We start from the raw sequence: 15,928 nt of genomic DNA, 5'->3' as shown, positions 1-15,928 counted from the left end.
GGCGCCCTCGGCGATGGCTTCGACGACGTCGTCGTATTCCAGTTCGGGCCAGTCGGCGCGCGCCGGAACCAGGTGCAGGACCTGGCCGTCGCGCACGTTCTGCTGGTGGAGGCTGCGGTCGCCGGCCAGCGACGTGCCGTCGGCGCGGCGCAGAACCCAGCCGCCGTGCCGCTCACCTTCGTCGGCGAAGCCCTCGCCGGCGTGCTGGAGGAGTTCCGGGAGGATTTCGGCGATCGCGATCTGTTCCGGCAGCGCCACATCCACCCGGCGATGCGGGGTGTTGATGGTGACGCGCGCGAGCCCGAGCGCGGCGGAGGTCATGCTCACCGGAGTACGTCTATCACGAATCGCCCCTCACCGTCACCCCGCATAGACCGCAGTGAGACCCGGCTCTGTCAGGCGGGGTGCGTCCAGTCGGTGGCATCGCCTAGCATGGGCGGCGCTGAGCGCGCGTCATGGGGAGGAGGGCCGCCGGTATGGGAACGATCGTCGTGAAGCGGGGCCCGCGTCGGCCCGCTCCGGAGATTCCCAGCGGAGAGCTGGTCATCGAGGCTCCACCGGAGATTCCGCAGGCCAGTGGGGCCCGCTGGCAGCAAGCCATGATGGCGCTGCCGATGCTTGGAGCGATGCTGCCGTCCGCCTACATGATGGGCAACGGGCAGAACGGCAAGATGGGTTACGTCATGGGCGGCATGATGGGCCTGTCCATGATCGGCATGATGGCCATGAACCTCAGCCAGGGCGGCGGAGGCCCGAAGAAGGCCGAGATGATGGCCGCCCGGCGCGAATACCTGCGCCACCTGGCGACGATGCGGACCAAGGTTCGCGAGACCGTGGCCAAGCAGCGGACGGGTTTGTTCTATCGGCATCCCGATCCGCAGCGGCTGTGGTCCACAGTCGACTCTCATCGGCTCTGGGAACGCCGCCCGACCGATCCCGACTACGGGGTCACCCGCATCGGCATGGGGCCGCAGTCGCTCGCGACTCCGCTGGTGCCGCCGGTCACCCGGCCGCTGGAGGAGCTGGAGCCGATGACGGCCGGCGCCCTGCGCCGGTTCCTGGACGCGTACTCGGTCGTGCCGGACCTGCCGGTCGCCGTGTCGCTGCCTGCCTTCGCCCGGGTCTTCGTCCGGTCCGAAGCACCGCCGAACAACACCTACGGCTACAGCTCCGGGCGGCTCGCGCAGCCCGAGGCCGACCACCGCGACGGCAGCGAGACGCACAGCCTGGTCCGCGCCGTCGTCAGCCAGCTCGCCACCTTCCACGCGCCCGACGACCTCCTGATCGCGGTCTGCGCTCCGGCGCATCGCCGGGACCGCTGGGACTGGGTCAAGTGGCTGCCGCACAACGCCCATCCCTCCAAGGTGGACGCTCTCGGCCCGGTTCGCATGGTCGCGCCGACCGCCGTCGCGCTGGAGGAGATGCTCTCCGACATCATCGGCAACCGTCCCCGGTTCGGCGGCGGCGCGTCCGGCCCGTATGTCGTGGTCGTCCTCGACGGCGCGGACCTCACCGGTTCGCAGCACCTCGCGGCCGACGGCGGCATCGCAGGCGTGACCGTGCTGGACCTCGACGGCCAGCCGCCGCGTCTGCTCGACCGGACCACGCTGACGCTGGAGATGCAGCAGGACACCCGGCAGCTGGAGATCTACACCGCCGACGGGTCGGCTGACGTCGGCTTCGCCGACGGGCTCACCTACGCCGAGGCCGAGTCGGTCGCCCGGCGGCTCTCTCCGCTGCGGCTGTCCGCCGCGACCAAGTCGGCCGACGCCCCGCTCTCGGGCGACCAGGGACTCGGCGACCTGCTCGGCATCCCCGACCCGGACACCTTCGAGGTGGCGCAGGGCTGGCGGCCACGGGCCGACCGCGACAAGTTGCGGGTGCCGATCGGCGTCGGGGTCGACGGCCAGCCGGTCGAGCTGGACATCAAGGAGTCGGCTCAGGACGGCATGGGCCCGCACGGTCTGCTGATCGGCGCGACCGGTTCCGGTAAGTCCGAGGTGCTGCGGACGCTGGTGCTCGCACTGGCGCTGACGCACTCCTCGGAGGAACTGAACTTCGTCCTCGTCGACTACAAGGGTGGTGCGACGTTCGCCTCGATGGACGTGCTGCCGCACACCAGCGCGGTCATCACCAACCTCGAGGGCGAGTCGCTGCTCGTCGACCGGATGGCCGACGCCATCAACGGTGAGGTCATCCGCCGCCAGGAGCTGCTGCGGGCGGCGGGCAACTTCGCGAACCTGAAGGACTACAACAAGGCCCGGTTGCAGGGCAAGGCGCTCGCGCCGCTGCCGTCACTGCTCATCGTGGCCGACGAGTTCTCCGAGCTGCTGACGGCCAAGCCGGACTTCATCGACATCTTCGTGCAGATCGGCCGGGTCGGCCGGTCGATCGGCATCCACCTGCTGCTGGCGAGCCAGCGGTTGGAGGAGGGCCGCCTGCGCGGTCTGGACACGCACCTGTCCTACCGGCTCGGTCTGCGGACCTTCTCCGCCATGGAGTCGCGCACGGTCCTGGGCGTACCCGACGCGTACGACCTGCCCCGGGCGCCCGGCCACGGCTATATGAAGTTCGGCACCGAGCCCCTGGTCCGGTTCAAGGCCGCGTACGTCTCCGGCTCCTACAAGAAGGCGGGCGCGTCGCCCACCCGGGCCGGCGGCCGGCGTACCGACATCGACATTCACAACTTCGGGACGCACTTCGTGCCGCTGCCGAAGAAGCCCGCCAACGCGGAGCCCGAGGTCAACTGGGAGGTCAAGCCGGGCGAGAGCCTGATGGACGTCCTGATCGGGCGGCTGGCCGGCAAGGGCCCGCCGGCGCACCAGGTCTGGCTGGAGCCGCTGGACGTCTCCGACACCCTGGAGGAGGGCTTCGGCAAGATCGCGATCCACCCGGAGCGCGGTCTGACGACGGCCAACGCCGAACTGCACGGCGCGCTGACGGTCCCCACCGCGTGGGTCGACCGGCCCGCGCAACAGCGCCGGGACACGCAGTGGATCAACCTGTCCGGCGCGAACGGGCACGTGGCGATCGCCGGGGCGACCCAGAGCGGCAAGTCCAGCCTCCTGCGGACGATCATCAGCGGCCTGGCGCTGACCCACACCCCGGCCGAGGCGCAGTTCTACTGCCTCGACTTCGGCGGTGGCACGCTGGCCGCGCTGCGGGAGATGCCGCACGTCGGCGGCGTCGCGGGCCGCCTCGACACCGCCCAGGTACGCCGGACGGTCAGCGAGGTCGCGATGCTCCTCGCCGAGCGCGAGGCGCGGTTCGCCGAGCTGGGCGTGGACTCGATGAACAACTACCGGAAGCGCCGGGCCTCCGGCGAGGTCAACGATCCGTTCGGAGACGTCTTCCTGGTCATCGACGGCTGGGCGACCCTGCGGGAGAGCTACGAGGACCTGGAGCCGGTCATCACCGACCTGGCCACCCGGGGTCTGTCCTACGGCGTCCACATCATCGCCAGCTCGCTGCGCTGGCGGGACTTCCGGGCGGCCATTCAGGACCAGTTCGGCACCAAGATCGAGATGCGGCTGGGTGACCCGTCGGACTCGATCGGCAAGGTCCGCAAGGCGGCGCAGAACGTCAAGAACGCGCCGGGCCACGGTGCGACCAACGACGGCCTGTACTACCTGACCCTGCGCCCGGAGCTGACCTCGCTCGGCACCGACCAGACCTCGCTGAGCAAGCACGTCGCGCAGCACTGGAAGGGCCAGCCGGCGCCGCGAGTGCGGATGCTGCCCCCGGTCTACGGCTACGACCGCCTGCCGCTCACCGGCGGCGACCCGCTGCACATCCCGATCGGCCTGTCCGAGGACCTCGCCCCGATCTCGCTCAACTTCCGCGACGACCAGCACTTCCTGGTCTTCGGCGAGAGCGAGTGCGGCAAGTCGACGTTCATGCGGGCACTGGCGACGACGATCACCAAGCGGTTCACGCCGGACGAGGCGAAGCTGCTGATCGTCGACCACCGGCGCAGCCTGCTCGGTGCGATCCAGGGCGACCATCTGCTCGGCTACACGACCAACTTCGAGCAGAGCACGCAGTACCTTCAGGCGGTCGCCGGTTACATGGACCAGCGCAAGCCCCCGGCCGACGTCACGCCGCAGCAGCTGCGCGACCGGCCGTGGCTGGAAGGCCGCCCGGAATGCTTCGTCCTCATCGACGACTACGAGATGGTCGCCTCCGGCGCGGGCAACCCGCTCGATCCGCTGGTGCCTTACCTCGAGATCGCCCGCGACGTCGGTCTGCACCTGATCATCGCGCGGAACTCGACGGGCGCGAGCGGTCTGTCCTACCAGCCGCTGTTCCAGATCATGCGGCGGGTCGGCAGCCCCGGCCTGCTCATGTCCGGGGACAAGAGCGAGACCTCGCCCCTGGCGGACATCCGCTTCGAGCGGATGGTTCCGGGCCGTGGCCGGCTCCTGTCGCGCAAGCAAGGGGTACGCCTCATTCAGGTGGCCAACCTGCCCGGCGCATAACGGGTCTACTGGACCAGTAGCCGACCGCCCTCTCGGTGCGCTTCGATGCCACCGGGCAGGGCGGTCGCTCCTTGTCCGTGCCAGTCGGTCACGAGCGCGTCCAACGCGGCGACGTGCCGGTGGCCGAGGGCGGCCGCGGGTGCGCCGAGTTCGAGCGCCCAGGTGTGCAGTACGCGACCGCGCAGGGCCTCCGGCAGCGCCCGTAGGGCGTCGACGTCGAGTCCGCCGTCGCATCGGCACCCCTGGTACGCCTCCGCCGCCAAGCCGTCCAAGTAGGACGCGTCCACGGCGAGCTGAGCGGCCGTCTGAGCGAGATTGCCGACGACGCCCGGCCCCAACGCCGCCACCAAGGCGGGCAGGGCATCGGACCGTACACGCGCTCGTGCGTACCGGGTGTCGGCGTTGTGCGGATCCTCCCAAGGCGTGAGCCCTTGCGCCGCACACGCTTCCCGGAGCGTCGTACGCCGGACGCCCAGCATCGGCCGGAGCAGCGCCACCTCGCCGACTTCCCGGCGGGCGGGCATCCCGGCCAGGCCACGGGGACCGGCGCCCCGAGCCAGGGCCAGCAGTACCGTCTCGGCTTGGTCGTCGAGGGTGTGACCTAGGAGGAGCGCTGCGGCGGCGTACTCGTGGGCATGGTGAAGGAGCGCCTCGTAGCGGGCGTGGCGCGCGGCGCCTTCGGGACCCATCGGATCAGCCGGGTCGATCGTGACCGGCGCGATCAGGACGGGAGCGAGCCCCGCCGACGTGGCCCAGGCCGCGACGGTGGCGGCGCGGTCGGCGGATCCGGTCTGGAGGTTGTGGTCGACGGTGATCAGGCCGACCCGCCAGCCGGTACGCGGACCGGCGAACGCCGCGGCCGCCGCCAGGGCGAGCGAGTCGGCGCCGCCGGAGCAGGCGATCAGGACGAGCCGATCGTCACCATGGCCGAGCGCACGCCGTACCGCAGTACGCGTCTGTGCGACGGTCGGGTGGGGACCGGTCAAGGCGCGACCCGGGCGACCCACGCATCCGGATCGGTCAGCTCGGCCAGCGTCGGCAGGTTCCCCGGAGCGGCCCAGACCCGGTTGAAGCCGGCCATGCCGACCCGGTCGATGGCGCTCTGGACGAACTTGCGGCCCTCGGCGTATTGCCGGAGCTTCGCGTCGACGCCGAGCAGCCGGCGGATCACGGACTCCACGGGGTTCGTGGTGGCGCGGCGGCGGTCGAACCGGGCCCGGATCGCCTCGACCGACGGGATGACGCGCGGGCCGACACCGTCCATGACGACCTCGGCATGCCCCTCGACGAGGGTCATCAGCGCCGTGAGCCGATCCATCACCACCCGCTGGGCGGGTGACTGCACGAGGTCCAGGACGCTGGCCTGGCTGCCCTTGTTCCGGACGGCGTCCGCGGCGGCCGACACGGCTCGGCCCGCCCGGCCGAGCAAGGCGGAGGCATCGGTGTCGGACGCGTCGATGAACGCCTTGACCTCGCTGAGGAAGTGCCCGCGCAGCCACGGGACGGCGGTGAACTGCGTCCGGTGGGTGACCTCGTGGAGGCAGACCCAGAGCCGGAAGTCGCGGGGTTCGGCGCCGAGCTTGCGTTCGACCGCGACGATGTTCGGGGCCACGAGCAGCAGGTGACCGGGCTCGCCGGAGAACACCTCGTACTGCCCGAGCACCCGCCCGGACAGGTACGCCAAGATCGTCCCCGCCTGCACCGCGGTGACCTTCGCCCCGACCATCTCCAGCGGGCCGGTGCCGGCCGTCTGCGATCGTCTGGCGAGCTGAGCGGTCAGCGGACCGATGACCTGCCGCATCCCGGCGACGTTGAGCGCCGCCCAGTCCCGGCGATCGACCACCCGCACCGGCGGCACGTCGACCTGCGAGGTGAGCCCGGTGAACTCGGCCACATGCTCGGCCGCCTCATCGGTCAGCGTACGCAGTTGCCGGACGACTTCGACCGCCTCCGCCTTGGTCACCTTCGGGCCGGTCGGGCCCAGGGTGGCGGCGGTGGATGCGGCCAGGTCCCAGTCGACGAAATCCGCCATGGGCTCGACGCTACCCGGTTCCAGCCCGCAACCGCCGTTGATCTTGAACAGAAAACGCGGCCAGGGCGACGTTTTCTGTTCAAGATCAACGGCTTGAGATCAGTGCGAGGTGTCCTTCGCCCGCTTGAACGACGCGACGATCTCGGCCTCGGCCTCGGTCCGGCCGACCCAGGTGGCGCCTTCGACGCTCTTGCCGGGCTCCAGGTCCTTGTAGACCTCGAAGAAGTGCTGGATCTCCAGCCGGTCGAACTCCGCGACGTGGTGGATGTCGCGCAGGTGCTCCAGGCGCGGGTCCTCGGCCGGGACGCACAGGACCTTGTCGTCGCCGCCCTTCTCGTCGCGCATCCGGAACATGCCGATCGCGCGGCAGCGGATCAGGCAGCCGGGGAAGGTCGGCTCCTGCACCAGCACGAGCGCGTCGAGCGGATCGCCGTCCTCGCCGAGGGTGTTCTCGATGAAGCCGTAATCGGCTGGGTACTGCGTGGAAGTGAACAGTGTGCGGTCAAGCCGGATACGGCCCGTCTCGTGGTCGACCTCGTACTTGTTGCGCTGCCCCTTAGGGATCTCAACCGTGACGTCGAAATCCATCTCACGCTCCTGACACGTTTTCTCGCCGACTCTGGCTTCTGCTCGATAGTGTCGCGTAGGTCGATCGGAAAGCTCACCGGGAGGGTCTGTGGGGAGGCAAGGTTCACACTACGGCGACGAGTCGCCGTGGGCGGCCGGATGGTCCGGAAACGGACCAGAACCGGCATCTGACCAGCCCGAATCTGGTTATCCACCGGATTATCCACAGGCTCCAGCCGACTATCCACAAGCTTATCCACAGGCTGCCACGCCACAAACCGGACGTTATCCACAGGCTGCGCAAAACCCTCCACAGGCCACCGCGCACCCTCAGTCCCGACCGTCCGGCACCGTCTACGGCTCCGTTCCCCCGAGTGGTACGCCCACCGCCGGCCGTTCACCGCGCGCCTCGGGATCGGCCTCGGTCCCGCCGTCCGGCCCGATGCCCGGCCCGCCCTCGCCTTGGGCACCGACGCCGCCGCCGTCGTCCACCCCGATATCCACAGGTCAGCAGCCCGGTGCCGGGCGGGTCTACGGCAGCGCGGCCATGCCGCCCGGCGCGCCGCAGTCCCCACCACCGGGATCCCCCCAGTGGGGCCAGCCGCCGGCCTCGCCCCCGCCGGGCTTCCCGCGCGCGGGCTCCCAGCCGCCGGACTTCCAGCCGCAAGGCTTCCCACCACCGGACTTCCACCAGCAGGGCTTCGCATCGCCGGACTTCCAGCAGCCGGGTGCCCAGCAGCCGGGCTACCAATCGCAGCGCGAGCAGCCGTGGGGCGAGCAGCAGCCGGGCTACCAGTCGCAGCGCGAGCAGCCGTGGGGCGAGCAGCAGCCGGGCTACCAATCACAGCGCGAGCAGCCGTGGGGCGACCCGCGATCGGCCACTCCACCGCCGGTTCGGCCGACGGACGTCGCTTCGGCCGAGCCGCCTGAGCCGCCGCGCAAGAGCCGCCGGGGCCTGTGGATCTCGCTGGCGACGGTGCTCGTCCTCGTGCTGGCCGCGGCCGGCGGCGCGGTCGCGTTCGCGCCGGACCGCGTACGCGAACTGCTGGGGCAGACGACTCCGGTCAACTCCTGGTCGCCGGACGCGGTGGCGAGCGCGGCCGGAGTCCTGTCCGCGGCGACCGGCACCGCGCCGACGGCCGAGCAGGTCAAGGCGGCTCTCGAAGAGCTGCGTACGCACACCGACCTGGGCCCGTCGGTCAGCGTCTCGGTGGTGGACGTGGCCACCGGGGAGAGCCTCTACGACGCCGGTTCGTCGCATCCGGCCGTCCCGGCGTCGACCACGAAGATGGCGACCGCTGCCTCCGTTCTCGCCACACGGGGACCGGACTACCGCATCACCACGAAGGCTGTGGCCGGGCCGAACGAAGGCGAGGTCGTGCTGGTCGGCGCGGGGGACCCGACGCTGACCGCCGGCGCGACCGGGTACTACCCGGGCGCGGGCCGCCTCGACCAGCTCGCCGCGCAGGTGAAGACGGCGCTCGGCGGGAAGTCGCCGACCAAGCTGATCTACGACACGTCGATCTACACGGGATCGTCGATCGCCGAGGGCTGGGACGACGACGCCGCCGTCGGCCCGTACGGCGCTCGGACGACCGCGCTCGCGATCGACGGCGCGCGGACGAGCCCGAAGCGGCCCAAGAACATCGACGACCTGCACGCCGGGCAGGCCCGGTCGGCGCAGCCGGACAAGGCCGCCGCGCTTGCCTTCGCCAAGTTGCTCGGGGTTCCGGCGTCGTCGGTGACGGCCGGAACGGCTCCGTCCGGTGCCCAGCAGCTCGGCGCGGTGCAGTCGCCCCGGATCGAGAGCCTGGTCGAGATCATGCTCGAGGAGAGCGACAACGTGGTGGCCGAGGCGCTGGCCCGACAGGTCGCGCTCGCCAAGGGACAGCCGGGCAGCTACGCCGGCGCTGGGACCGCCATCAAGCAGGTGCTCAGCGAGTTGGGCGTACCCACGACGGGCGTGGTGATCAAGGACGGCTCGGGACTGTCCCGGTTGGACCGGCAGCCGCCCGCCATGCAGACGGCGCTGCTCGCCCAGGCCGCCGGCGACAAGCATCCGCAGCTGCGCTCGCTGTTCGCGGGGCTGCCCGTCGGTGCCTGGTCAGGGACGTTGTCCGACCGCAACACGACCACCGCGGGCACTCCGGAGTCCGGGGCGGGCGTCGTCCGGGCGAAGACCGGAACGCTCACCGGAGTAGCCGCGATCGCCGGGATCGTCGTCACGAAGGACGGCCGACTGCTCGCCTTCTCGTTCCTCGCCGACGCCGTGCCCTCCGGGACGGACACCGCCCGGGAACGTCTTGACGCGATGACGAACGCCCTCGCCGCCCTCTGACCCTTCTCGCGCCGTCGCGTTTTGCCGGCGTGCGGCCCGCCACCGCATTCCCACTGGATCAGGGTTCTCGGTCGAATCTTGGGCCAAGATTCGACCCGGATCCCTGATCCAGCGCCCAAATGGACGCGATCCAGCGCCGAAATGGATGCGATCCAGCGCGCAGACGGATGCGGGAGGCGCCGAGTGGTGGGTGCCGGCGGCGGAGGGGCGGGCGAGAAGCGGGGTTGACGGGTAGGCGACCGGTCGAAGTGTCGGCGGGGTCAGGCGGCCGAACTGGGGCAAGATCTGCCGTATGTTTTCGCGGCTTTTGTTGCCACTTGCACTAGTTGTCGTATCTATCCCAGCACCCGCGAGCGCGGCGACCCACGCGACAGGGGCGACACCGGAAGAACGAGTCAGGCTGGTGTCGCGCTACACCGCCGCGAAGACGAGCGCGCTGGCGCGTACGGATCGCTCGCTGCTGGGGCGTACGGACAGCGCTCAGGTGAGCGTGCTGGTGAAGTTGGCCAACGATCCTGTGGCGACCTATCGGGGCGGCGTTGCGGGGTTCCCGGCGACCAGTCCGGCGATCACCGGGCGGCCGTTGTGGGGCGGTCCGGCCGAGCAGGCGTACGAGCGGTTCCTGGCCCAGCAGGAGGACGCCTTCGGCAAGGCGGTCGCCCAGGTGCCCGGCGTACGCCTGGGGCAGCGGCTGCGCACCGTCTACGGCGGGCTGGCGCTGACCGTCCCGGCGAACCGGGTCGGCGACCTCCTCAAGATCCACGGCGTCGTTGCCGTCCAGCGCGACGAGGTACGCCAGCCGCTGACCGACGCGAGCACCACGTTCATCGGGGCGGACACCGTGCAGCAGTCCCTCGGCGGTCCGGCCGACGCGGGTAAAGGCGTGATCTTCGGCGTACTCGACACGGGCGCGTGGCCGGAACACCCGTCCTTCGCCGACCAGGGCAACCTGTCCGCCCCACCGGCGAAGGCCGACGGGAAGGACCGAGCCTGCGACTTCGGCACGAACCCGTTGACCGGAGTCAAGTTCCGGTGCAACCACAAGCTCATCGGCGGGCAGCCGTTCCTGGACGCGTACCTGAAGGCGCACGAGGGCGAGAAGTATCGCAGCGCCCGCGACAGCGACGGCCACGGTACGCACACCGCCTCGACCTCCGCCGGCGACGTTCTGCGCAGCGCGAAGGTGTTCGGGGTCGAACGCGGCCCGCTGCGCGGCGTCGCGCCCGGCGCCTGGGTCAGCGTCTACAAGGTCTGCGGTGCCGAGGGCTGCTTCTCGTCCGACTCCGCCGCCGCCGTCGCGCAGGCCGTCAAGGACGGCGTACGCGTCATCAACTTCTCCATCTCGGGTGGCACCGACCCCGAGACCGATCCCGTCGAACTGGCCTTCCTGGACGCGTACGCCGCGGGGGTGTTCGTCGCCGCGTCGGCGGGCAACGAGGGGCCGGACGCCGAGACGGTGAACCACCTGTCGCCGTGGGTCACCACCGTGGCGGCGAGTACGCAGCGGCGCGAGTTCGACTCGACGATCACCCTGAAGGCACCGGGCGCGAAGGACGTGACGCTGACCGGATCCAGCATCACCGCCGGAATCGACGCCGCGACCCCGGTCGTGCAGGCCAAAGACGTCAAGGGGTACGACGGCGGCGCGCTCTGCCTGACGAAGCCGAAGAAGAACCTCTTCCAGGGCAAGATCGTCGTCTGCCAGCGTGGCGAGAACGCGCGCGTCGAGAAGGGCTACTTCGTCAAGCAGGGCGGCGGACTCGGGATGCTGCTCTACAACCCCACGCTCCAGGACACCGAGACGGACAACCACTGGCTGCCGACCGTCCATCTCGCAACCGGTGCTCAGCTTCTGGCGTACCTGAAGAACAAGGGCGTGACGGCCAGCTTCACCGCGGGGCGCGCCACGCCGGGGAATGTCTCGCATGAGCCGCCAGGAGTGCAGTCGGCCGGGCGGGGCGACGTGATGGCGGCGTTCTCCTCGCGCGGGCCCGGCGGGCTCGCGCTGAAGCCGGACGTGACCGCGCCCGGCGTGCAGATCCTGGCCGGGACCACGCCGACGCCCGAGGACCCGACCGGCGGCCCGGCCGGGCAGTACTTCCAGGCCATCGCGGGCACCTCGATGTCGGGACCGCACGTCGCGGGCGCGGGCATCCTGCTGCGCGCTTCGCATCCGAACTGGACGCCCGGACAGATCAAGTCCGCGCTGATGACGACGGCCGTGACCAAGGTCGTCAAGGAGGACCTGAAGACGCCGGCCGATCCGTTCGACTACGGCGCGGGCCGCATCGCGGTCGACGTCGCCGTCGGCCCGGGCCTGACCTTCGACGAGACCGCCGACCGGATGGCCGCGCTGGCCGCGGACCCGGTCGACGCGGTGCAGCTCAACACGCCGTCGATCAACGCGCCGGTCATGCCGGGCCGGCTCACCGCCGTCCGGACCGTCAAGAACGTCTCGGGTCACCTCCAGACCTACCGGCTGACCAGCACCTCGCCGACCAAGTCCGCGATCACCGTCGATCCGCCGACGCTCACGCTCGCGCCCGGGGCCACCGGCCGGTTCGCGGTCGGCATCGCCTCGTGGGCGCCGAAGCGCCAGCTCTTCGGCGAGGTTCGGCTCGTGCCCGTCGGCGGCTCGGTCCCCACGCTGCACCTGCCGGTCGCGTTCGTCCCGCAACAGGGCTCGGTCGCGCTCGCCGCGAAGTGTTCCGGCTCGTCGTGCTCCTTCACCGCGACCAACAAGGGGTACGCCGAAGCCCGCGTCTCGATGGCGTCACGCTTTCCGTCCGGGGCCGCCGTCGGCCAGGTGACCGGGGCGTCGCGTACGTCGCTGGACACGATCGGGCGGTCGAAGGTGACCCTCGCCGGGATCACGCCGGGCAAGCCGTCGCTGTCCACCGCGACCGGATCCTTCTACCAGCGGCCGGACGCGACCGCCGACCCGATCGGCGACGAGGAGATCATCAACTACGACACTCCCGGGTTCCAGTACGCCGGCCAGGCGTACACGCGGATCGGGGTGACTTCCGACGGCTATCTGGTGGTCGGCGGCGGGACCGGCCAGGACGTCACGCCGGAGCCGAACGGGCTGCCGGACCCGAAGCGCCCCAACAACGTCCTCGCTCCGTTCTGGACCGACCTCGACGGCACGTCCGCCGGGGGCATCCGGGTCGACGTGCTCGACCGTGACGGCGCCCGCTGGATCGTCGTGGACTGGGACGTCACCGTGTTCGGAACGTCCTCGGCCCGGCGCTTCCAGGTGTGGCTGCCGCTGGCCGGAGTTTCGCCTTCAGCGAACATCCGGTACGCCTACGACCCGTCGGCGCTGCCGAAGGCCCCGCCCGGCGGGCTGAAGTACCTCGTCGGCGCGGAGAACGTGGCGGGGTCCGCCGGGGACGCGCTGCCCGGCCTGCCGAAGGGCGACCTGTCGGTGCCGACCACCGCCGGCAAGCCCGGCGGGTCGCTGACCTACGCGGTCACGCTCACCGGGGGCACCGCCGGGTCGGTCACGACCTCGATGACGTCGTCGACCGTCCCCGGAACCACCGTCCTCCACACCCCCCTCACCGCCCCACCCCCCACCCCTTCTCGTTGATCATGGAGTTAACTGTGGTCTCGTCGGCGTGTCGAGGGGACAAACTCCATGATCAACGCAGACGCGTCCAGGTCGGAAAGGGTCCAGCGTCACTGCTTGGCGGCCATCCGGGCTCGATAGTCTGTAAGGCATGGCTGATCTGCCCGGGTGGTATGACAACGACATCGACCGCGTGATCGTCTCCGAGGACGACATCCGCGCCAAGACCGATGAGCTGGCCAAACAGGTCGCTGCGGACTACGCGCAGGCGGACAGCGTACTGCTGGTCTGTGTGCTCAAGGGTGCGGTCATGTTCATGGCCGACTTCGCCCGCGCGCTGAGCCGCTACGGCCCGCCCGCCGAACTCGAGTTCATGGCGGTCTCCTCGTACGGCCAGGGGATGACCTCCAGCGGGGTGGTCCGCATTCTCAAGGACCTCGACCGGGACATCGCCGGCAAGCGCGTGATCGTGGTCGAGGACATCGTCGACTCCGGGCTGACCCTGAGTTGGCTGCTCAAGTACCTCGAATCGCGGTCCGCCGCGAGCGTCGACGTCGTGGCTCTGCTCCGCAAGCCCGACGCGATCAAGGTGCCGGTCCCGGTGAAGTATGTCGGGTTCGACATTCCGAGCGAGTTCGTGGTCGGATACGGCCTGGACTATGCGGAGCGGTACCGTGACATGCCATATGTCGGAGTTCTGAAGCCAGAGGTATACCAGAGATAGCGGTTACGGGTCTACGAGGCGTAGGCCCGCCGTCTCTCAGGGTGTTCACAGGGGCGCGCTGTTGCGGCAAGTGTGACATCTACGGTGTACCGTCAAGTGACCTGACGGCCTACGTATCGATCGGGAGGTTTCGGGTGCGCCGCACCCGACAACAACGGTATGGAGCGACTCCCCTTTTATAAGCGCCCGTGGTTCTGGTTCGTGCTAGTCGCGGCCGCGATCGCGGTGTTCTTCGCGACCTACAGCAGCTCGGGGACCTACCGCGACGTCGATACCTCGGTCGCGCTCGCAGAGCTCAACAAGCCGGACAATGTCAAGAAGGTCCTGATTCAGGACAAGGAGCAGACGATCCAGCTCGAACTGGCCAACAAGGCCAAGTTCGGCAGCGTCGAGACCGACAAGATCCAGGCCGAGTATCCCGCGCAGAGCGCCGACTACATCTTCGACCAGGTGCGCAACGCGAACCTCGCCGACGGCGGTAGCTACAACACCGAGGTCACCCAGGACTCCTGGATCACCTCGCTGATCTTCTCCTTCGCGCCGCTGCTGCTCATCGTCCTGTTCTTCTTCATAATGATGTCGCAGATGCAGGGCGGCGGCTCCCGGGTGCTCAACTTCGGCAAGTCCAAGGCCAAGCTGGTCAGCAAGGACATGCCGAAGACCACCTTCGCCGACGTGGCCGGGGCCGAGGAAGCGGTCGAGGAACTGCACGAGATCAAGGACTTCCTGCAGAATCCGTCGAAATACCAGGCGCTGGGCGCGAAGATCCCGAAGGGCGTACTGCTCTTCGGTCCGCCCGGAACCGGTAAGACGCTGCTCGCCCGGGCAGTCGCCGGGGAAGCGGGCGTCCCGTTCTACTCGATCTCCGGCTCGGACTTCGTCGAGATGTTCGTCGGTGTCGGTGCGTCCCGCGTACGCGATCTCTTCGAGCAGGCGAAGTCGAACGCTCCGGCGATCGTCTTCGTCGACGAGATCGACGCCGTGGGCCGGCACCGTGGCGCCGGCCTCGGCGGTGGCCACGACGAGCGCGAGCAGACGCTGAACCAGCTGCTCGTCGAGATGGACGGCTTCGACGCGAAGGGCGGCGTCATCCTGATCGCCGCCACCAACCGGCCGGACATCCTCGACCCGGCGCTGCTGCGTCCGGGCCGGTTCGACCGGCAGATCGCCGTCGACACGCCGGACATGGAGGGCCGCAAGGCGATCCTCCGCGTGCACGCCAAGGGCAAGCCGTTCACGCCGGACGTCGACCTCGACGCGGTGGCTCGGCGTACGCCGGGCTTCACGGGTGCCGACCTCGCGAACGTAATCAACGAGTCGGCGCTGCTGACCGCTCGTAACGACAAGCGCGCGATCACCAACGACTTCCTCGAGGAGTCGATCGACCGCGTCGTCGCGGGTCCGCAGCGGCGTACTCGGGTCATGTCGGACCACGAGAAGAAGATCACGGCCTACCACGAGGGCGGGCACGCTCTGGTGGCGCACGCGATGCCGCACTCGGCCCCGGTCCACAAGGTCACCATCCTGTCGCGCGGGCGGTCGCTCGGGCACACGCTGGTCCTGCCGACCGAGGACAAGTACACGCAGACGCGCGCCGAGATGATCGACACCCTGGCGTACGCGCTGGGTGGCCGGGCCGCCGAGGAGCTCGTCTTCCACGAGCCCACCACCGGCGCCGGCAACGACATCGAGAAGGCGTCGGCGATCGCCCGAGCCATGGTCACGCAGTACGGCATGAGTTCCAAGCTCGGTGCGGTCAAGTACGGGACCAGCGGTGACGAGCCCTTCCTGGGTCGTAGCTACGGCCATGAGAAGGATTACTCCGACTCGATCGCGGCCGAGATCGACGCCGAAGTGCGGGCGCTGATCGAGCTGGCGCACGACGAGGCGTACGCGGTTCTCGTGGAGTACCGGGACGTGCTCGACAACATCGTGCTGGAGCTGATCGAGAAGGAGACCCTCTCGACGGCCGACATGAACCGGATCTGCGAGCGGGTCACCAAGCGTCCGCCGATGGCTCCGTTCAACGGGTTCGGGAAGCGTACGCCGTCCGACCTGCCGCCGGTGCAGACCGCGGCGGAGCGTGCGGCCGCCGGTTCGGCCTCGGCCGGCTCGGCGCCCGCGACCGGCGCTCCGCAGTCGGTGGCCGACGGCGCGACCCTGATCGAGGGGTCGAACTGAACAGCAGCACCTCGGTGACCCCGGACCCCGCTGA

The 15,928-nt window shown here is 70.0% G+C and carries 10 protein-coding genes; 5 read left to right on the top strand and 5 right to left on the bottom strand.

Going from position 1 to position 15,928, the window contains the following annotated elements; all coding sequences use genetic code 11:
• The coding region (locus tag AB0M47_RS37285) for an EsaB/YukD family protein (protein WP_363422599.1) at window positions 1-321 on the bottom strand (321 nt) is incomplete at its 3' end.
• A 155-nt stretch (window positions 322-476) separates the two neighbouring features.
• On the opposite strand from AB0M47_RS37285, the gene eccCa reads away from it, so the two are divergent.
• Complete coding sequence (gene eccCa / locus AB0M47_RS37280; RefSeq protein ID WP_363422597.1) at window positions 477-4,478, top strand: type VII secretion protein EccCa; 4,002 nt, start codon at window positions 477-479, stop codon at window positions 4,476-4,478.
• Window positions 4,479-4,483: 5 nt separating this feature from the next.
• Here the strand turns inward: eccCa and tilS are convergent, their stop codons facing one another.
• From tilS to AB0M47_RS37260, 4 genes are all read right to left on the bottom strand, one after another.
• Entirely contained in the window at window positions 4,484-5,464 is a 981-nt protein-coding gene (tilS, locus tag AB0M47_RS37275) for a tRNA lysidine(34) synthetase TilS (RefSeq protein ID WP_363422595.1), read from the bottom strand.
• The gene (locus AB0M47_RS37270) at window positions 5,461-6,510 is read right to left on the bottom strand and encodes a zinc-dependent metalloprotease (RefSeq protein ID WP_363422593.1); all 1,050 of its coding nucleotides are present in this window, start codon (window positions 6,508-6,510) and stop codon (window positions 5,461-5,463) included. Before AB0M47_RS37270 ends, tilS begins: the two co-directional genes overlap by 4 nt.
• Window positions 6,511-6,609: 99 nt before the next feature.
• Window positions 6,610-7,098, bottom strand: a complete 489-nt coding sequence (locus AB0M47_RS37265) for an inorganic diphosphatase (RefSeq protein WP_253759528.1) — start codon at window positions 7,096-7,098, stop codon at window positions 6,610-6,612.
• Between the two features lie 333 nt (window positions 7,099-7,431).
• Window positions 7,432-7,581: a hypothetical protein gene (locus AB0M47_RS37260; RefSeq protein ID WP_363422591.1), complete on the bottom strand. Its 150-nt coding sequence runs from the start codon at window positions 7,579-7,581 to the stop codon at window positions 7,432-7,434.
• Between the two features lie 43 nt (window positions 7,582-7,624).
• Between AB0M47_RS37260 and dacB the strand changes: the two genes are divergently transcribed.
• The 4 genes from dacB to ftsH all read left to right on the top strand — a co-directional run bounded on the left by dacB (window position 7,625) and on the right by ftsH (window position 15,894).
• Window positions 7,625-9,415, top strand: a complete 1,791-nt coding sequence (dacB, locus tag AB0M47_RS37255; protein WP_363422589.1) for a D-alanyl-D-alanine carboxypeptidase/D-alanyl-D-alanine-endopeptidase — start codon at window positions 7,625-7,627, stop codon at window positions 9,413-9,415.
• A gap of 403 nt (window positions 9,416-9,818) precedes the next feature.
• Window positions 9,819-13,010 carry a S8 family serine peptidase gene (locus AB0M47_RS37250; RefSeq protein WP_363422587.1) on the top strand — a complete coding sequence of 1,064 codons (3,192 nt, stop codon included), beginning with the start codon at window positions 9,819-9,821 and terminating at the stop codon, window positions 13,008-13,010.
• A gap of 130 nt (window positions 13,011-13,140) precedes the next feature.
• On the top strand, window positions 13,141-13,713 hold the full coding sequence (hpt, locus tag AB0M47_RS37245) for a hypoxanthine phosphoribosyltransferase (protein WP_253759536.1): 573 nt from the start codon (window positions 13,141-13,143) through the stop codon (window positions 13,711-13,713).
• A 159-nt stretch (window positions 13,714-13,872) separates the two neighbouring features.
• On the top strand, window positions 13,873-15,894 hold the full coding sequence (ftsH, locus tag AB0M47_RS37240) for an ATP-dependent zinc metalloprotease FtsH (protein ID WP_363422585.1): 2,022 nt from the start codon (window positions 13,873-13,875) through the stop codon (window positions 15,892-15,894).
• Window positions 15,895-15,928 lie beyond the last annotated feature (34 nt).

It is taken from the genome of Hamadaea sp. NPDC051192 (genome assembly GCF_040682475.1).
In the GTDB taxonomy this organism is placed as follows: domain Bacteria; phylum Actinomycetota; class Actinomycetes; order Mycobacteriales; family Micromonosporaceae; genus Hamadaea; species Hamadaea flava.
This window is presented reverse-complemented; position numbering and strand designations above follow the sequence as displayed.

Coding starts and splice junctions, on each gene's coding strand:
- dacB (WP_363422589.1), top strand. CDS start 7,625: ATGCCGCCCGGCGCGCCGCAGTCCCCACCACCGGGATCCCCCCAGTGG.
- eccCa (WP_363422597.1), top strand. CDS start 477: ATGGGAACGATCGTCGTGAAGCGGGGCCCGCGTCGGCCCGCTCCGGAG.
- ftsH (WP_363422585.1), top strand. CDS start 13,873: ATGGAGCGACTCCCCTTTTATAAGCGCCCGTGGTTCTGGTTCGTGCTA.
- hpt (WP_253759536.1), top strand. CDS start 13,141: ATGGCTGATCTGCCCGGGTGGTATGACAACGACATCGACCGCGTGATC.
- AB0M47_RS37270 (WP_363422593.1), bottom strand. CDS start 6,510: ATGGCGGATTTCGTCGACTGGGACCTGGCCGCATCCACCGCCGCCACC.
- AB0M47_RS37265 (WP_253759528.1), bottom strand. CDS start 7,098: ATGGATTTCGACGTCACGGTTGAGATCCCTAAGGGGCAGCGCAACAAG.